The following is a 16,723-nucleotide window of genomic DNA, read 5'->3' as shown; positions in this document are numbered from 1 at the left end:
ACAGGGCCAGCGCCCGGCGGGCCCTGAACGCCAGGAGAAAACAACCGCCCGCTAGCTCGCCACGCAGACCCGGTTGCGCCCCTCACGTTTTGCACGATAAAGCTCACGATCGGCTCGCGCCAGGGCTGACTGCACGCCATGTTCAATCTCCAGTTCATCCGGCGTCATACATACGAGCCCCATGCTGGCGGTGAAGCGGATCGTCTGCCCGTTGAAGTCGACGTTCTGGCTGGCAAGGCTCATCCGTACGCGCTCGGCGATCTCAGCGGCCGTCTCCAGAGAGGTCTGCGGCATTGCCACGACAAACTCTTCCCCGCCGAAGCGGGCGACAATGTCGCTGCCTCTCACCAGTGCCGGAAGCGCGTTGCCAATATGCTTCAGCACCGCATCGCCACCGTCATGGCCCCAGGTGTCGTTAATATGCTTAAAGAAATCCAGATCCATGCTCATCAGGCACAGGGGCTGCTGATGCCGGCGGGCAAGATTGCAGGCCCGCAAAGACCACTCATCAAACTGGCGACGGTTTGCCAGCCCGGTGAGCGGATCGAGCCGCGCCTCCTGCTGGAAACGCGCCCGCTGCAGGGCGTTGACGTGGATGTAATGCATCAGAAACCACTGCGTAATGGAGATAACCAGAATCGCCAGCGCCGTCCACAGAGCCTGATAATACCAGCCGTGCAGCACGTCTTTTCTGGCCAGCCCGACGGCCAGCACCCATTTGCGTTCGTTGAGGTTAAGAAATACTCCCATACGTTCAACGCCATCAATCGGAGAAGTATATCGTTGGACCTGTGCGGTATCGCTTGCGTATTCCAGCAGCTTCGCGAGGCGCGGGTCGAAGGTGTTCAATTGCGAACCGTCATTCGCCCCCATACGGGCAAGCTGCACCGCATTGTCACGATCAAGGACCGCCATCGCCCCACCCTGACCTAAATCGAAGCCCTGCGCTTCCATTTTGCGAAACATATCGTTCATGGTGTTACCATTGAAGAAACCCAACGCACCACCTAGAAAGCGACCATGTGCGTCGCGCACTGCACGGAACATCACGAAGCCCAACATGTTTTTATCCGTGCTGTTGCTCTGCCAGTAAAACAAACTTTCGGTAACTTCATCCCGGCGAAAATCGGTAAACAGAGGGTGCTGCCGAAAGCTGGCCTGCGCAAGCGTAGAGGCGTCCAGAGCGCGCTCAAAAGGAAATAGCGCGCGGCTGCTGAGAAAATCACCGTCTTCATCAAAGACGACAACGCCATCCAGCCAGGCGCGCTTGAGCTCCCCTTGCAGGAATGGCTGCGCGTTTTCAGGCGTGACCGTACGGTTGAGCAGAAAGGCATTCCCGATAAAGCGCATCTGGTAGCGCATCGCGTTAAGGCTGGTATCAAACTGCTGGGACTGGAGTATGGCCGTATTGCGAAGGATACGTGCAGCGTTATCCTCCACATAGCCGCGCTGGTAGAGCAGATGCCCAATCAGCAGACTCGCCTGAACCAAAATCAACAGTACTAACAACGCTCTCTTTTTTGCCAGACTGACCTGTACGAACCAGGTACTTACTTTTTCACCCAACGCCAACCTCAACCACTGAACAGTAAATAACCACCGCGGTGGATAGTCACGTGTTCGGTCCGGATTGTCAATATGGAGAAAAATCGTAATACATTGAAAAATATGAACTAATTTTCTTTATTTAACGGTGTAATGCCCGCAATCCTCCCCACCATCGCCCGAATCTCCTCCCGGCTTAACGGCGCCCGGTCGGTGACATAGTGCAGCGTCATCCCTTCGATAAACGCGTCCAGCGCGCGGGTGGTGACCGGGTCGAACCACTGCTCCAGCGTGGTCTGGCTCATCTTCATCCAGTCCTGCATCACCGTTTTCAGCGCCGCGCTGCGGTGCATAAAGGCGTAAAGCTGATACATCAGCGCCATGTTGTGCGGCGTCGTCACCTGCGAGCTGTGGATGAGGGTGGTGATGGATTCGCACGCCATTTCCGGCCCGGTGACGCCCGCGAAGAAATCCCGGTACTGCTGCGACATCTGGCGGGTAAACCACGTGAAGGCCTCCTCCAGCAGCGGCTCCATGCCGTCGAAATAGTAGGTCATCGACCCCAGCGGCACGCCCGCGCAGGTGGCGATTTTACGGTGCGTGACGGCGTGAATACCGTGTTCAGCAATGGTGTCGAGCGTCGCCTGCAGGATCTTCTCCCGGCGATGCGGATCGTTGGGTGGTCTGCTCATCAATTCCTCACCTGGTTTGTGTACAAATGTACACAAACTTGCTAGTGTTGTCGCTATTGTTGTACTTCTGGTGCTATCCCGATGACGCTGACCTCTCCCCGCAAAGCCCTGCAGCTCCGCCTGTGGGCGCTGTTTATGTTCTTCTTCATTCCCGGCCTGCTGATGGCCTCCTGGGCCACGCGCACCCCCGCCATTCGCGATATTTTGTCCGTCTCTACCGCGGAAATGGGCATCGTGCTGTTCGGCCTGTCGATAGGCTCCATGAGCGGCATTCTCTGCTCCGCGTGGCTGGTAAAGCGCTTCGGTACGCGAGCGGTGATCCGCACCACCATGTGCTTCGCGGTGTTCGGGATGATCGTGCTGAGCGCGGCGCTGTGGTTTGCCTCACCGGTGCTGTTTGCCCTCGGGCTGACGGTATTTGGCGGCAGCTTCGGCTCGGCGGAAGTGGCGATAAATGTGGAAGGGGCAGCGGTCGAACGCGAGATGAACAAAACCGTGCTGCCAATGATGCACGGCTTCTATAGCCTCGGCACGCTGGCCGGTGCGGGCGTGGGGATGGCGCTGACGGCCACTGGCGTGAGCGCGAATCTGCATATTCTGCTGGCGGCGCTGGTGTGCATCATTCCCATTCTGACCGGCATCCGGGCCATCCCGGACGGCACCGGTAAAAACTCCGCTGACGAACAGCACTCAGCCGAAAAAGGGCTGCCCTTCTACCGCGATTTCCAGCTGATGCTGATCGGCGTGGTGGTGCTGGCGATGGCGTTCGCGGAAGGGTCCGCCAACGACTGGCTGCCCCTGCTGATGGTGGACGGTCACGGCTTTAGCCCGACCTCCGGCTCGCTGATTTACGCCGGGTTTACGCTGGGGATGACCGTCGGGCGCTTCACCGGCGGCTGGTTTATCGACCGCTACAGCCGCGTGGCGGTAGTGCGCGCCAGCGCCCTGCTCGGCGGGCTGGGTATCGCGATGATCATCTTTGTGGACGTGGACTGGATTGCCGGCGTCTCGGTGATCCTCTGGGGGCTGGGTGCATCCCTCGGCTTCCCGCTGACCATCTCTGCCGCCAGCGACACCGGCCCGGATGCCCCGACGCGCGTCAGCGTGGTGGCGACAACCGGCTATCTCGCCTTCCTGGTCGGGCCGCCGCTGCTCGGCTTCCTCGGGGAGCACTACGGGCTGCGCAGCGCCATGCTGGTGGTATTAGGATTGGTGATCGTCGCGGCGCTGGTGGCGCGCGCGGTGGCAAAGCCGGAAACGAAACACACGACACTGGAGAAGGGATATGAGCGTTAAACTGATCGCCGTCGACATGGATGGCACATTCCTGAGTGATGCCAAGACCTACAATCGCCCGCGCTTTCTGGCGCAGTACGCGCGCATGAAGGCGCAAGGCATTCGCTTCGTGGTCGCCAGCGGCAACCAGTACTACCAGCTGATCTCCTTTTTCCCGGAGATTGCGCATGAAATTTCATTCGTCGCCGAAAACGGCGGCTGGGTCGTGAGTGAGGGTGAAGACGTCTTCAACGGTGAACTGTCGAAAGCCCATTTCGAGACTGTCGCGAACGTGTTAAACGACGTGCCGGGCATTGAGATTATCGCCTGCGGGAAGAGCAGCGCCTATACGCTGAAGTGCTATGACGAGGGCTTTAAGGCCATCGCGGCAAAATACTATCACCGTCTGGAAATGGTCAGCGATTTCGGCAACCTGAACGATATTTTCTTCAAGTTCGGGCTTAACGTGTCTGATGATGAAATTCCGCGTATTCAGGCGCTGCTGCATGAAAAACTCAGCGACATCATGGTGCCCGTCACCACCGGTCACGGCAGTATCGACCTGATTATCCCCGGCGTGCATAAGGCCAACGGCCTGCGGATCCTGCAACAGCGCTGGGGGATAGAGAACAGCGACGTGGTGGCCTTCGGCGACAGCGGCAACGACGTGGAGATGCTGCGCCAGTCCGGGTTCAGCTTTGCGATGGCGAATGCCAGACCGCATATCAAAGCGGCGGCGCGTTTTGAAGCGCCGCATAATAACGAGGAAGGCGTGCTGGATGTGATTGAGAAGGTGTTGAACGGGGAGGCACCGTTTAACTAACACAGTGCGGTCTGGTGCCCTCACCCTAACCCTCTCCCACCGGGAGAGGGAATAAACAGTTAAGGTTGCAGGGCGTTTCCGACGCGCTTGTCTTTCAGGAACACCACCATCAGGCCAACCCACAGCACGCCGTTGGCGAGGTTAAACAGGCTGAACAGCCCGTTACCGCCCATCGCGTAGGCATGCTTGCTCACCTCGATACCGACGGTAAAAATCAGCATCTGCAGCATCCCCATCGCCGCGGAGACCGTGCCTTTACTCATCTCGCTGGCAAACAGCGTCAGGCGCACCAGCCCGGCGTTCGCCACGCCAATCCCGAAGGCGTAAATGCTGAGTCCTGCCGTCATCCACAGATAAGCGTGTGATGACGCAACGGTCGCCACCGCCGCCAGAATCAGCCCGGCCGCAATCGGCCAGCCGCCCATGATAATCAGTGAACGCACGGTGCGGCGTGACGTCAGACGCGCCAGCACCAGGTTACCGATAATCAGCGCGCCAAAAATCGGCACCTGCAACAGGCCGTACTCGTAGCTGCTCAGCTTTTCACCGCTGATGATAATGACCGGTGACTGGGCAATCCACGCCAGCAGAGGCAGGCTAACGAACCCGGTCGCCAGCGCGCCCGCCACAAAGCGGCCATTCTTCAGCACTTCTTTGTAATCCCGACCCAGCTCTTTCAGCGAGAGTTTCTCGCCGATGCGGGTGGCGGTTTCCGGCATTGCCCGGTGCAGACCAAAGAACGCGATGGCGGCGAGAACGGCAAACAGCACAAACATCCCTTCCCAGGGGGCCATATGCACCCATGCGGCGCCCACCAGCGGCCCGAGTAAGGGAGCGATCAGCGCCACGTTCGCCATCAGCGCGGTGATTTTGATACACACCGCCTCTTCAAACGACTCCTGAATGGCCGCATACCCCACGGCGCCGATAAAGCACAGGCTCACCCCCTGCAGGAAGCGCAGCAGGGTAAATTGTTCAATATTTTGCGCCAGCAGCGTGGCAAGGCAGGTGACGATGAACCACACCACGCCCGTCAGCATCACCGGGCGACGGCCAATACGATCCGACAGCGGGCCTAACAGCCACTGCAAAAACATGCCGCCGGCCAGATAGGCGGTCATGGAGGTCGGTACCCACTCAATTCCGGCGTTGTACTGCGCCACCACGGCCAGCATACCGGGTTGAATCATATCGTTGCCGATATAGGTAGAAAATTCGTAGAGCACCAGACACAGGGGGAAAAGCAACGCCTGACGACCCAGACGTGAACCTGAAGAAGAACGGTTTAACATGCAATCTCTTTATAATGACAAAATCGCGACGAGTGTAATGAAATGCCGCAGCCCGAGATAGTGATTTATCGAGGATAAACAGAAATAAAGCACATATCGTCTTCGTTTAAGGTTTCCTTAATTTGACAGATTTATGATAGCCCCATTACTCGTCAACGACCCCAAATTATGTCACTCACCTCCAGCCGTTCAGAATTGTCTAAGTTACAGACAAATAAGACAAAACGCCTTTACCGCTTGCCGGCCCGCTTTTATGGTTATCAGCTTTTCATACTGATAGTCCTTGCCGTGGTGTTTACGTGGCTATCGCGCAATGAAGCGCTCGACAGATGGATCACCGGCTTCTGGTATGACGCGGCGACGCAGAGCTTCCCGCTGCAGAAAGACCACCTGCTGGATCTGCTCAACCATCGTCTGGCGAAGTACATTGCCATCGCTTTAGGCGCCGTGGCGCTGTTTTACGGCGCGTACAAGCGTAACGCGAGGCTGGTTACGGCGGCGCTGCTGATGGGGCTTGGCGCGCTGGTCGTGGGCGTGCTGAAAAGCATGAGCCATCACAGCTGCCCGTGGGACCTGGTGGAATATGGCGGTAAGGCGATGTCCTATCCCCTGTTCAGCGCTGTCCCGGCGGAGAGCGGCCCGGGGCGCTGCTTCCCCGGCGGCCATTCTTCCAGCGGCTTTATGGTGATGGGACTGTTTTTTGCCTTCTGGCGCGAGCGGCCGCGTCTGGCCTGGAGCTTTGTCGTTCTCGGCATTTTGCTGGGTCTGGCGATGGGCTTCGGTCAGGTCATGCGCGGGGCGCATTTTTTCTCTCACAACCTGTGGGCCGGGTGGTGGGTCTGGTTTTCCCAGGTGGCAGTCTACGGGCTGGTTTCCACCCGGTTTGCTAAAGAGTGATAACGCTATGCTAGAGAATCTGAATTATCAGCTGTTTTATCTGATCAACGCCACCCCGGCCTCGCCCGAGTGGATGATCGACTTCGCCACCTTTCTGGCAAAAGATCTGATCAGTATCGTGCCCGCGCTGGCAGCCATCCTCTGGCTGTGGGGACCTCGTAGCCAGGTGAAAGCGCAGCGCAAGCTTGTAATCAAAGTGGCGATGGCTCTCGGCGTAAGCGTCCTGGCGAGTTACATTCTGGGCCATGCGTTCCCGCACGATCGTCCGTTTGTCGATCACGTCGGCTATACCTTCCTGCACCATGCGCCGGATGACTCTTTCCCGAGCGATCACGGTACGGTGATCTTCACCTTCGCACTGGCCTTCCTGTTCTGGCATCGCCTGTGGTCGGGTGCGGTGCTGATGGTGGTCGCTGTGGCCATCGCCTGGTCTCGCGTGTATCTGGGCGTCCACTGGCCGCTGGATATGGTTGGCGGCTTCCTGGTGGGGCTGATTGGCTGCGTGAGCGCGGCTATCCTGTGGAGCCTCATCGGGGAAGCGCTCTACCGTGCGCTTTCTTCACTCTATCGCGCCATTTTCGCCATCCCGATCCGCAAAGGCTGGATACGTGACTAACCCCGACCTGACAGGTTACACTTGAACCCCCGCCCTGCGGGGGTTCATTTTTTTATGCCGAGGAACTATGGAAACACGTCGCGATGACCGCATTGCTCAGCTGCTGCAGGCGCTGAAGCGCAGCGATAAGCTGCATCTTAAGGAAGCCGCCAACCTCCTCGGCGTCTCGGAGATGACCATTCGTCGGGATCTGAACAGCGAGAGCGCGCCCGTCGTGCTGCTGGGCGGATACATTGTGCTTGAGCCGCGTAGCGCCAGCCATTATCTGATCAGCGACCAGAAGACGCGCCTGGTGGAAGAGAAACGCAAAGCCGCGCGGCTTGCGGCTTCCCTGGTACAGCCGCACCAGACGCTGTTTTTTGACTGCGGTACCACCACGCCGTGGATTATCGAAGCCATCGACAGCAGCATTCCGTTTACCGCCGTCTGTTATTCCCTGAACACCTTTCTGGCGCTTCAGGAGAAACCCGAGTGCCGGGTGATCCTCTGCGGCGGTGAGTTTCACGCCAGCAACGCGATCTTTAAGCCGCTCAACCTGCAGGACACGCTCAGCAATCTCTGTCCGGATATCGCGTTTTATTCTGCCGCGGGCGTCAATGTGCGTCAGGGGGCAACCTGCTTTAATCTGGAAGAATTACCGGTCAAGCACTGGGCGTTGAGCGCCGCGCAGTACCATGTGCTGGTGGTCGATCACAGTAAGTTTGGTAAGGTGCGTCCGGCAAGAATGGGCGAGCTGGCGCAGTTCGATGCCATCGTCAGCGATTGCCGCCCGGACGACGAGATTGTGGCCCACGCGAAAGCGCAGCAGGTGAAGTTGATGTATTGAGGTTATGCCGGGTGGCGGCTTCGCCTTACCCGGCCTACAACGGCTCGAACGTAGGCCGGGTAAGCGCAGCGCCACCCGGCAAAAAACTTAGCTAAACCAGCTGCCAAACCACCCGTGGAATTTCATCATCACGAAATCCCACATCCGGCTGAAGAAGCCGCCCTCTTCCACTGCTTCCATCACAATCAGCGGACGCTGTTCAATCGACTTACCGTTAAGCTGGAAATCAATCGTCCCAACCACCTGGCCTTTTTTCAGCGGGGCGGTGAGCTGCGGGTCGGTCAGAGTGTAGCTGGCCTTCAGGTTCTTCAGCTGGCCGCGCGGAATGGTTACCGAGCCCGCCTCACCGGCGCCCAGGTTTACCTCGCTCTTGTCACCAAACCAGACGCGCTGGCTGACGAACGTGGCATCCGGTTTAATCGGCGTCACGGTTTCATAAAAGCGGAAGCCCCAGGTCAGCAGTTTTTCTGATTCGTTAAAGCGAATGCGGTCGGTTTTGGTGCCCAGCACTACCGAAATCAGGCGCATGTCGCCCTGGGTCGCGGAGGCTACCAGGTTATAGCCTGCACCCGCCGTGGTGCCGGTTTTCATCCCGTCCACGTTGACGTTGCTGCTCCACAGCAGGCGGTTGCGGTTCGGCTGGCGAATTTTGTTGAAGGTAAACTCTTTCTCTTTGTGGATGGCGTATTCATCCGGCACGTCGTGGATCAGCGCTTTCCCCAGCAGCGCCATGTCGCGCGCGGTGCTGAACTGGCCCGGCGCATCCAGGCCGTGAACCGTTTTGAACGTGGTGTTGGTTAAGCCCAGCTTCTGCGCGTAACCATTCATCAAGCCAATGAAAGAATCCTGGCTGCCGGCAACGTAGTCGGCCAGCGCGATGCACGCATCATTTCCCGACTGAATAATCACCCCTTTATTCAGATCGGAAACGGAGACCTGGTCCCCTGGCTTCAGGAACATCACGGAAGATCCGCGCAGGGCCGGATTGCCGGTCGCCCAGGCGTCTTTCCCGATGGTCACCATATCGTCCAGCTTGATCTTGCCCGCTTTCAGCGCCTGGCCCACCACATAGCTGGTCATGATTTTGGTCAGGCTTGCCGGATCGAGTTTCTCATCCGCATTCCCTTCCGCCAGCACTTTACCGCTGGCGTAGTCCATCAGGATCCAGGCGCGCGCATCCACAGGCGGCGCTTCGGGCGCAGCCTGTTCAGCTGCGTAGAGCGTTGGTGCAAACAGGAAAAGAAGCGCAGAGCCTGCCGCCAGGCTGCGCAGAGAAGTCATTTTACGCGTCATAAATGCCACCCGAGTGTCCATTCAAAAATTACGTCACATCACCGTGTCGCAAGAAGCGATGAGTAATAGCGCACTAAAACCGTTAAAGAAACCCAACGAGGGTAAAGTTATTAAAGTTTATGCAATAACATTCACATACGCTTTGATTAAGACGATTTTTTTGTCTTCTGTTGCGTAATTGTTAGGTTTATCTCACCATGGCGAAAAGCTGATTCGGATTCACATCTCATCGGGAGTAAATATGATTACGCTGTGGGGCAGGAATAATTCGACCAACGTTAAGAAAGTGCTCTGGACGCTGGAAGAGCTGGATTTACCGTTCAATCAAATCATGGCAGGCATGGCGTTCGGCGTGAACAAGGAGGCCGACTATCTGGCCATGAACCCGAATGGCCTGGTGCCGCTGCTGCGCGATGATGAAACGGACGCGACGCTTTGGGAGTCCAACACGATTGTGCGTTACCTCGCCGCCCAGTACGGTCAGGGCCGCCTGTGGGTAGAAAACCCGGCCCGCCGCGCCCAGGGCGAAAAGTGGATGGACTGGGCGAACCAGACGCTGTCCCCAACCCACCGAGTGATCCTGATGGGGCTTATCCGCACGCCGGAAGCGGAACGCGATTATCCCGCGATTCACGCCGCGCAGGATGCCTGCGAAAATCTGTTTGCGATGATGGATGACGAGCTGGCGAAGCACGCCTGGTTCTCCGGCGAGGCGTTCGGCACCGGCGATATCGCCGTGGCGCCATTCGTCTGGAACCTGACCAACATGGGCCTGAAGTGGACGCCGCGCCCGCACCTGGAGCGCTGGCTTAAACAGCTGAGCGATCGCCCGGCGTACCGTAACGTCGTGATGATCCCGGTTACCTGATTACGCGCCGGACGGGCTGACTTTCAACAGCTGCCCGTCCGTCTCGTCGGTCAGGACATACAGATACCCATCCGGCCCCACCCGCACATCGCGAATACGCTGATCCCGGTCGCCCAGAATGCGCCCGTCCTCTGTCACCTTGTTACCCTCCACGCTCAGCACGATCACGTCCTTCTCCTTCAGCGCGCCGATAAACAGCTTGTTTTTCCACTGCGGGAAGACGTCGCTGTTGTAGAACGCCATGCCGCTTACCGCGGGTGAGACTTTCCAGACGAACAGCGGCTTCTCGGTGCCCTCAACGTGCTCGCCTTTGGCTTCCGGGATTTTCAGACCGCTGTAGTTAATGCCGTGCGTTGCCAGCGGCCAGCCGTAGTTCTTACCCTTCTCCGGGATATTGATCTCATCCCCGCCGCGCGGGCCGTGCTCGTTCAGCCACAGCGTGTCGCTCCAGGGGTTCATCGCCATCCCCTGCGGGTTGCGGATGCCGTAAGACCAGATTTCAGGTCGCGCACCGGGGGTATTCACAAAGGGGTTATCCGGCGGGACTTTTCCGTCTTCGGTGAGGCGCACCACTTTGCCCTGCAATTTATCCAGATCCTGCGCCGTCGGACGCTGGTTATTCTCGCCGAGTCCGATAAAGAGGGAGCCTTTGCCGTCGAACACCAGCCGTCCGCCGAAATGGTTACCGGTTGAGAGTTTCGGCATCTGGCGGAACGCCACCTGGAATCCCTCGATGCGGGAATAGTCGTCGCTCAGGCGGCCAAAGCCCACCGCCGTTCCGGCTTTGCCGTCATGCCCGGCCTCGGCGTAGCTCAGCCAGACGCGGCGCGACGTTTCAAAATCCGGCGCCAGCACCACATCCAGCAATCCTCCCTGCCCGTTTGCCCAGACCTTCGGTACGCCGACAATCGGATCGGAGAGCCCTTTTCCGGCCTGCCAGCGTTTGAGCTGGCCACCCTTCAGGGTCACCAGCAGCCCATTATTATCCGGCAGGAACGCCAGGGACCAGGGGTGATCGAGTCTGTTTTGCAGCACCTCGACCTTCACCGCCTCTGGCGCAGCTAGAAGTGAAAACGGAATAAATAACGCAGGCAGGGAAATCAGCGAGGATCGAGGCATAATGCGCTCCTTTATCGGCATATGGCTTAAAGATTAGCCACTGCGTCCGGGCGCGTTACCACTTTTACAAAAGCTTAATCAGAAGGGGGAGTTGCCTCCCCCGGGATCAGTGCTGTTCGAGCTGTTTGTGCTCGTTCAGGCACATGATGCATAGAGAGAGCGTTGTCAGGCAGTTTTCAAGCTTCTCCGCGTTTACGGCGATAAAATTCGGGCAGTCGTGGCGTCCGTTCATCAGACACACCCCTGCAATGGAGAGCACCTCGGCGGCGCGGCGCAGCGCGACTTCTTCACTTTCGCCGTAGTTCGCCTGCAGGGCCGGTGCTTTTTCACGCATGAAATTGCAAAGTTCAAACAGGTTATCACGCAGATGTTCGCTTTCGCTGACTGACATATACCCTTTTGCCTTCCTCAACTGCAGGTACGCGGCCAGGTCGATTCGGGCGTTGATCAGCTTGTTCAGCAGATCGCGTTTTAGTCTGTCAACGGTCATGCTCTTTCCTCCTCTGTCAGCCATGGTGCATAGTCAGGATAAGTACATTTTTTGTACAGTTTAATGCCTGGGATCAATTTTTATTAACTGATTAACATTATTTACAATGTTACAACCTCTGCCCGGCGCATCCACCTTGCAAAGAGTGTATAAATCCCCCGCGATACGCTGTAAAATCCCGCCCTGATAACTCCATAATTGATGAATTTTTAACCTATGAGCAATGTTACGCACCAGCCGAAAATCGGCTTCGTCTCCCTGGGCTGCCCGAAAAACCTGGTGGATTCAGAACGCATCCTGACCGAACTGCGCACCGAGGGCTATGACGTGGTGCCAAGCTACGACAACGCCGATATGGTGATCGTTAACACCTGCGGGTTTATCGACAGCGCGGTCCAGGAGTCACTGGAAGCCATCGGTGAAGCGCTGACCGAAAACGGCAAAGTGATCGTGACCGGCTGTCTGGGCGCGAAAGAAGACCAGATCCGCGAAGTGCACCCGAAGGTGCTGGAGATTACCGGCCCGCACAGCTACGAGCAGGTGCTGCAACATGTTCATCACTACGTGCCAAAACCAAAACACAACCCGTTCCTGAGCCTGGTGCCGGAACAGGGCGTGAAGCTGACGCCGCGTCACTACGCGTACCTGAAAATTTCCGAAGGCTGCAACCACCGCTGCACCTTCTGCATCATCCCGTCCATGCGTGGCGATCTGGTGAGCCGTCCAATCGGCGAAGTGCTGGCGGAAGCCAAACGTCTGGCCGATGCGGGCGTGAAGGAACTGCTGGTCATCTCCCAGGACACCTCAGCTTATGGCGTGGACGTTAAGCACCGCTCCGGCTTCCACAACGGCGAGCCGGTGAAAACCAGCATGGTCGGCCTGTGCGAGCAGCTGTCCAAACTCGGTATCTGGACGCGTCTGCACTACGTTTACCCTTACCCGCACGTTGACGACGTGATCCCACTGATGGCGGAAGGCAAGATTCTGCCGTACCTGGACATCCCGCTGCAGCATGCCAGCCCGCGTATCCTGAAGCTGATGAAACGTCCTGGCTCCGTTGACCGTCAGCTGGCGCGCATCAAGCAGTGGCGTGAGATCTGCCCGGATCTGACCCTGCGCTCCACCTTTATCGTCGGCTTCCCGGGTGAAACCGAAGAAGACTTCCAGATGCTGCTCGACTTCCTGAAGGAAGCGCGCCTGGACCGCGTCGGCTGCTTCAAATACAGCCCGGTGGAAGGCGCAACCGCCAACGAGCTGGCGGATCAGGTGCCGGAAGAGGTTAAGGAAGAGCGCTGGAACCGCTTCATGCAGCTGCAGCAGCAGATTTCTGCCGAACGTCTGCAGGAGAAAGTGGGCCGCGAGATCATGGTTATCATCGACGAAGTGGACGAAGAAGGCGCGATTGGCCGCAGCATGGCGGACGCCCCTGAAATCGACGGTGCGGTGTACCTGAATGGCGAAACCAACGTTAAGCCGGGTGATATTATTCGCGTGAAGGTTGAAAACGCGGATGAGTATGACCTGTGGGGTAGCCGGGTTTAATTCCCCCCACTCCGCTTTTGTAGGCCGGGTAAGGCGTAGCCGCCACCCGGCACATTTCACTGCACTACCCCTTTATCCTCGGATCCAGCGCGTCGCGCAGCCCATCCCCCAGCAGGTTAAACGCCAGCACGGTCAGGAAAATCGCCAGACTCGGGAAGATCGCCACGTGCGGCGCAATCACCATATCGGCCCTCGCCTCGTTCAGCATCGCGCCCCACTCCGGCGTCGGAGGCTGTGCCCCCAGCCCCAGAAACGACAGGCTCGCCGCCGAGATAATCGACACGCCGATACGCATGGTGAAGTAGACCACGATGGACGACACCGTCCCCGGCAGAATATGGCTGAAGAGGATGGTCGCATCGCTGGCCCCCATACTGCGGGCCGACTCGATGAAGGTCTGCTGTTTCAGCACCAGCGTGTTGCCGCGCACCAGGCGGGCAAAGGCCGGAATCGAAAACACCGCGACCGCAATGATGACGTTGGCCATGCCGCTGCCCATGATCGCCACCACGGCAATCGCCAGCAGAATGCCGGGGAAGGCAAACAGCACGTCGCAGATGCGCATGATGATGCGGTCCCACCAGCCTTCGTAATAGCCGGCGACCAGCCCCAGCACGATCCCGATTGCCGCGCCGATCAGCACCGCAAACACCCCGGCGGCGAGCGAGATCTGCGCCCCCACCAGCACCCGGCTAAAGATATCCCGCCCGAGAGAGTCCACGCCGAACCAGTGGAGCATTGAGGGCCCGTCGTTCAGGCGGTCGTAGTCAAAATAGTTTTCCGCATCAAACGGCGCCACCCACGGCGCCACGATCGCCACCACGATCAGCAGCAGCACGAACAGCCCCGCGGTCATCGCGACCGGCTGACGGCGAAAGCGCCGCCAGAATTCAGACCACGGGGTGCGGATGTGGTCCGGTTTTAGCCCCGGCATGGCGTTTAATACGGCCTGACGCCGCCAGTTCAACAATCGCATCTTACTTATACCTGATGGCCGGGTTAATGGCGGCGTAGAGCACGTCCACCACGAGGTTGATAAGAATAAACTCCAGCGAGAAAAGCAGGACTTCCGCCTGAATCACCGGGTAGTCGCGCATCTCGACGGAATCGACCAGCAGACGTCCCAGCCCGGGCCAGTTGAAGACCTTTTCCACCACGATAGAGCCGCCCAGCAGGAAGCCAAACTGCAGCCCCATCATCGTCACCACCGGGATCATCGCATTGCGGAACCCGTGCTTGAGAATGACCCACTTCTCGCTGACCCCTTTCGCCCGCGCGGTGCGAATATAATCTTCGCTCAGCACGTCAACGAACGAGGCGCGGGTAAAGCGGGCCATCACCGCCGACACGGCAGCCCCCAGCGTCATCGAGGGCAGAATGTAATGCTTCCAGGTATCGGCCCCGACGGTGGGCAGCCAGCCCAGCTCAACGGAGAAGATCTGCATCAGCAGCATCCCCAGCGCGAACGCCGGGAAGGAGATGCCGGTCACCGCCAGCGCCATGCCGAGCTTGTCCGGCCAGCGGTTGCGCCAGACGGCCGCCACAATCCCGGCGCCAAGTCCGAACACCACCGCCCAGCTCATGCTGGCTATCGTTAACCAGAACGTGGGCATAAAGCGGCTGGCGATCTCCTCCGACACCGGACGACGCGACACCATCGAGATACCAAAATCGCCCTGCAGAACGTTGCCAATATAGTGCAGAAACTGCATATACAGCGGCTGGTCAAGACCCAGCTGTTTACGCACCAGCTCAATGACCGTGGCATCCGCTTCGGGCCCGGCAACCAGACGCGCCGGATCGCCCGGCAGCATGTGGACAAACAAAAACACCAGTACCGCCACAATCAGCAGCGTCGGGATAAGCCCCAGCAGGCGTTTGCAAACATAGTTCAGCATGGGCGTTATTTTAAATCCGCATCGTCAAAGCTAAAGCCCGTATCCGGCATGATGTAGAACCCGGTCAACGCTTTGTTATGGGCTGACACCAGTTTCTCCACCACCAGCGGCACCCACGGCGACTCTTTCCAGATGATGTCCTGCGCGTCCTTGTAGAGGCGTGCTTTCTCCTCCGGTTTGGTGGTTTTCAGCGCGTCAGCCAGGTCTTTGTCCACCTGCGGGTTGCTGTAGAATGCGGTATTGAACAGGGTTGGCGGCCAGTTCTGCGAGGCAAACAGCGGCGACAGCGCCCAGTCGGCTTCACCGGTCGAGGCCGACCAGCCGGTGTAGAACATCCGCACGCCGCTCTCTTTCTGCCCTTTCCCCTCGACCTCTGCCGCACGCTGTCCGGCATCCATGGCGGTAACCTGCGCCTTAATCCCCACCTGTGCCAGCTGCTGCTGGGTAAACTGCAGCACCTTCTGGGCGGTACTGTGGTTATGCGACGACCACAGCGTGGTGCTAAAGCCGTTCGGATAGCCCGCCTCTTTCAGCAGCTCGCGCGCTTTGGCCGGATCGTACGGCCACGGCTGATAGCTTTGCGCATACGCGATAGCCGGCGGCAGCACGCCGGTGGCCGGGGTGGCATAGCCCGCAAAAGCGACCTTCACCAGCGCCTGGCGGTTAATGGCATAGTTAATGGCTTCGCGCACCTTCGGATTATCGAACGGCTTTTGCGTGACGTTCATGCTGATGTAGCGCTGCATGATCGACGGGCTGGCGACCAGCTCCAGCTTGCTGTTTTTCTCCAGAATGGCGGCCTGCTCGTACGGGACCGGGAACGCAAACTGCGCCTCGCCGGTTTGCAGCATCGCCGCACGGGTGTTGTTATCCACTACCGGACGCCAGGTGATGGTGTCCAGCTTCGGCAGCCCTTTCTGCCAGTAGCCCGCGTATTTCTTCACCTTCACAAAATCGGTCTGATTCCAGGTGACCAGCTCGTACGGACCGGTACCGACCGGGTGGAAGCCGATCTCCTTGCCGTATTTCTTCAGCGCGGCAGGGGAGATCATCGCCGTCGCCGGGTGCGCCAGAATATTGATAAACGCGGAGAACGGCTCTTTCAGGGTGATTTTTACCGTCGCCGGGTCGACCACCTCGGTTTTGGCGATGTTTTTATAGAGGTTATAACGCTTGAGGCTGTTCTCCGGATTGCTGGCGCGATCCAGGTTTACCTTCACCGCGTCCGCATTAAAGTCGGTGCCGTCCTGGAACTTCACCCCGGTTTTGAGCTTAATGGTGTACACCAGCCCGTCATCCGAAACGGTGTACCCCTCCGCCAGCACGTTTTTAAGCTTCATCTCTTTATCCAGGCCAAACAGGCCCTGGTAGAACGATTTCGCCACCGCCTGGGAGAGCGTGTCGTTAGCGTCATACGGATCCAACGTGGTGAAGTTAGAGCCGACGGCGACCACCACATCTTTGGCAGCGAACGCGGGGGCAGCGGCCAGGGCTGCCGTCACGCTCGCGGCTAACAACCATCTACGCGCTACAAATGTAACCATTAT

Annotated in this window: 16 protein-coding genes; 7 read left to right on the top strand and 9 right to left on the bottom strand. The window is 58.4% G+C overall.

The features are described from left to right. Positions 1 to 51 precede the first annotated feature (51 nt). Both ACOTXF_RS06695 and ACOTXF_RS06690 read right to left on the bottom strand, forming a co-directional pair. Positions 52 to 1,509 carry a sensor domain-containing diguanylate cyclase gene (locus ACOTXF_RS06695; RefSeq protein WP_223861889.1) on the bottom strand — a complete coding sequence of 486 codons (1,458 nt, stop codon included), beginning with the start codon at positions 1,507 to 1,509 and terminating at the stop codon, positions 52 to 54. Between the two features lie 164 nt (positions 1,510 to 1,673). Continuing rightward, positions 1,674 to 2,237 carry a TetR/AcrR family transcriptional regulator gene (locus tag ACOTXF_RS06690; RefSeq protein ID WP_021240939.1) on the bottom strand — a complete coding sequence of 188 codons (564 nt, stop codon included), beginning with the start codon at positions 2,235 to 2,237 and terminating at the stop codon, positions 1,674 to 1,676. Between the two features lie 81 nt (positions 2,238 to 2,318). Between ACOTXF_RS06690 and ACOTXF_RS06685 the strand changes: the two genes are divergently transcribed. Then, the gene (locus ACOTXF_RS06685; RefSeq protein WP_048961936.1) at positions 2,319 to 3,533 is read left to right on the top strand and encodes an MFS transporter; all 1,215 of its coding nucleotides are present in this window, start codon (positions 2,319 to 2,321) and stop codon (positions 3,531 to 3,533) included. Further along, positions 3,523 to 4,335, top strand: a complete 813-nt coding sequence (locus ACOTXF_RS06680; protein ID WP_008503431.1) for a Cof-type HAD-IIB family hydrolase — start codon at positions 3,523 to 3,525, stop codon at positions 4,333 to 4,335. The genes ACOTXF_RS06685 and ACOTXF_RS06680 overlap by 11 nt, the downstream gene beginning before the upstream one ends. 59 nt (positions 4,336 to 4,394) lie before the next feature. Here the strand turns inward: ACOTXF_RS06680 and ACOTXF_RS06675 are convergent, their stop codons facing one another. Next, the gene (locus ACOTXF_RS06675) at positions 4,395 to 5,627 is read right to left on the bottom strand and encodes an MFS transporter (protein WP_021240942.1); all 1,233 of its coding nucleotides are present in this window, start codon (positions 5,625 to 5,627) and stop codon (positions 4,395 to 4,397) included. 168 nt (positions 5,628 to 5,795) lie between these two features. Here ACOTXF_RS06675 and ACOTXF_RS06670 point away from each other — a divergent pair, with 168 nt between their 5' ends. The 3 genes from ACOTXF_RS06670 to deoR all read left to right on the top strand — a co-directional run bounded on the left by ACOTXF_RS06670 (position 5,796) and on the right by deoR (position 7,966). Continuing rightward, entirely contained in the window at positions 5,796 to 6,524 is a 729-nt protein-coding gene (locus tag ACOTXF_RS06670; protein ID WP_048961937.1) for a phosphatase PAP2 family protein, read from the top strand. Positions 6,525 to 6,531: 7 nt separating this feature from the next. Further along, positions 6,532 to 7,140, top strand: coding sequence for an undecaprenyl-diphosphate phosphatase (gene ybjG, locus ACOTXF_RS06665; RefSeq protein ID WP_021240944.1), 609 nt, complete (start codon positions 6,532 to 6,534; stop codon positions 7,138 to 7,140). Positions 7,141 to 7,207: 67 nt separating this feature from the next. Continuing rightward, positions 7,208 to 7,966 (top strand): DNA-binding transcriptional repressor DeoR, encoded by a 759-nt coding sequence (gene deoR / locus ACOTXF_RS06660; RefSeq protein ID WP_023292922.1) that lies wholly within the window; start codon positions 7,208 to 7,210, stop codon positions 7,964 to 7,966. A gap of 87 nt (positions 7,967 to 8,053) precedes the next feature. Here the strand turns inward: deoR and dacC are convergent, their stop codons facing one another. After that, a complete protein-coding gene (gene dacC, locus ACOTXF_RS06655) occupies positions 8,054 to 9,259 on the bottom strand; it encodes a serine-type D-Ala-D-Ala carboxypeptidase (protein WP_008501207.1) in 1,206 nt (401 codons plus the stop codon). Between the two features lie 241 nt (positions 9,260 to 9,500). Between dacC and ACOTXF_RS06650 the strand changes: the two genes are divergently transcribed. Then, on the top strand, positions 9,501 to 10,127 hold the full coding sequence (locus ACOTXF_RS06650; protein ID WP_023326978.1) for a glutathione S-transferase family protein: 627 nt from the start codon (positions 9,501 to 9,503) through the stop codon (positions 10,125 to 10,127). On the opposite strand, the gene ACOTXF_RS06645 is transcribed toward ACOTXF_RS06650, so the two are convergent. Both ACOTXF_RS06645 and bssR read right to left on the bottom strand, forming a co-directional pair. Beyond that, positions 10,128 to 11,246, bottom strand: coding sequence for a PQQ-dependent sugar dehydrogenase (locus ACOTXF_RS06645; RefSeq protein WP_023326977.1), 1,119 nt, complete (start codon positions 11,244 to 11,246; stop codon positions 10,128 to 10,130). Between the two features lie 106 nt (positions 11,247 to 11,352). Continuing rightward, the gene (bssR, locus tag ACOTXF_RS06640; RefSeq protein WP_021240947.1) at positions 11,353 to 11,736 is read right to left on the bottom strand and encodes a biofilm formation regulator BssR; all 384 of its coding nucleotides are present in this window, start codon (positions 11,734 to 11,736) and stop codon (positions 11,353 to 11,355) included. A gap of 216 nt (positions 11,737 to 11,952) precedes the next feature. On the opposite strand from bssR, the gene rimO reads away from it, so the two are divergent. After that, positions 11,953 to 13,278: a 30S ribosomal protein S12 methylthiotransferase RimO gene (gene rimO / locus ACOTXF_RS06635; RefSeq protein WP_008501203.1), complete on the top strand. Its 1,326-nt coding sequence runs from the start codon at positions 11,953 to 11,955 to the stop codon at positions 13,276 to 13,278. Between the two features lie 64 nt (positions 13,279 to 13,342). Here the strand turns inward: rimO and gsiD are convergent, their stop codons facing one another. Genes gsiD through gsiB form a run of 3 tightly spaced genes read right to left on the bottom strand, consistent with a single transcriptional unit; the run spans position 13,343 to position 16,720 of the window. Next, positions 13,343 to 14,254 (bottom strand): glutathione ABC transporter permease GsiD, encoded by a 912-nt coding sequence (gsiD, locus tag ACOTXF_RS06630; protein WP_021240948.1) that lies wholly within the window; start codon positions 14,252 to 14,254, stop codon positions 13,343 to 13,345. A gap of 1 nt (position 14,255) precedes the next feature. After that, the gene (gsiC, locus tag ACOTXF_RS06625) at positions 14,256 to 15,176 is read right to left on the bottom strand and encodes a glutathione ABC transporter permease GsiC (protein ID WP_021240949.1); all 921 of its coding nucleotides are present in this window, start codon (positions 15,174 to 15,176) and stop codon (positions 14,256 to 14,258) included. 5 nt (positions 15,177 to 15,181) lie between these two features. Further along, entirely contained in the window at positions 15,182 to 16,720 is a 1,539-nt protein-coding gene (gene gsiB / locus ACOTXF_RS06620) for a glutathione ABC transporter substrate-binding protein GsiB (protein WP_023292928.1), read from the bottom strand. Between the last annotated feature and the right edge of the window lie 3 nt (positions 16,721 to 16,723).

This window comes from Enterobacter cloacae complex sp. IR53041 (genome assembly GCF_049238285.1).
Classification (GTDB): Bacteria; Pseudomonadota; Gammaproteobacteria; order Enterobacterales; family Enterobacteriaceae; genus Enterobacter; species Enterobacter roggenkampii.
The sequence above is the reverse complement of the archived record's forward strand: the minus strand, read 5'-3'. Positions and strand labels throughout refer to the sequence as shown.

What these genes read in the sequence shown, in the direction of transcription:
- ACOTXF_RS06690 (WP_021240939.1), bottom strand. Translation starts at nt 2,237, where the DNA reads ATGAGCAGACCACCCAACGATCCGCATCGCCGGGAGAAGATCCTGCAG.
- ACOTXF_RS06685 (WP_048961936.1), top strand. Translation starts at nt 2,319, where the DNA reads ATGACGCTGACCTCTCCCCGCAAAGCCCTGCAGCTCCGCCTGTGGGCG.
- ACOTXF_RS06680 (WP_008503431.1), top strand. Translation starts at nt 3,523, where the DNA reads ATGAGCGTTAAACTGATCGCCGTCGACATGGATGGCACATTCCTGAGT.
- ACOTXF_RS06675 (WP_021240942.1), bottom strand. Translation starts at nt 5,627, where the DNA reads ATGTTAAACCGTTCTTCTTCAGGTTCACGTCTGGGTCGTCAGGCGTTG.
- ACOTXF_RS06670 (WP_048961937.1), top strand. Translation starts at nt 5,796, where the DNA reads ATGTCACTCACCTCCAGCCGTTCAGAATTGTCTAAGTTACAGACAAAT.
- ybjG (WP_021240944.1), top strand. Translation starts at nt 6,532, where the DNA reads ATGCTAGAGAATCTGAATTATCAGCTGTTTTATCTGATCAACGCCACC.
- deoR (WP_023292922.1), top strand. Translation starts at nt 7,208, where the DNA reads ATGGAAACACGTCGCGATGACCGCATTGCTCAGCTGCTGCAGGCGCTG.
- dacC (WP_008501207.1), bottom strand. Translation starts at nt 9,259, where the DNA reads ATGACGCGTAAAATGACTTCTCTGCGCAGCCTGGCGGCAGGCTCTGCG.
- ACOTXF_RS06650 (WP_023326978.1), top strand. Translation starts at nt 9,501, where the DNA reads ATGATTACGCTGTGGGGCAGGAATAATTCGACCAACGTTAAGAAAGTG.
- ACOTXF_RS06645 (WP_023326977.1), bottom strand. Translation starts at nt 11,246, where the DNA reads ATGCCTCGATCCTCGCTGATTTCCCTGCCTGCGTTATTTATTCCGTTT.
- bssR (WP_021240947.1), bottom strand. Translation starts at nt 11,736, where the DNA reads ATGACCGTTGACAGACTAAAACGCGATCTGCTGAACAAGCTGATCAAC.
- rimO (WP_008501203.1), top strand. Translation starts at nt 11,953, where the DNA reads ATGAGCAATGTTACGCACCAGCCGAAAATCGGCTTCGTCTCCCTGGGC.
- gsiD (WP_021240948.1), bottom strand. Translation starts at nt 14,254, where the DNA reads ATGCGATTGTTGAACTGGCGGCGTCAGGCCGTATTAAACGCCATGCCG.
- gsiC (WP_021240949.1), bottom strand. Translation starts at nt 15,176, where the DNA reads ATGCTGAACTATGTTTGCAAACGCCTGCTGGGGCTTATCCCGACGCTG.
- gsiB (WP_023292928.1), bottom strand. Translation starts at nt 16,720, where the DNA reads ATGGTTACATTTGTAGCGCGTAGATGGTTGTTAGCCGCGAGCGTGACG.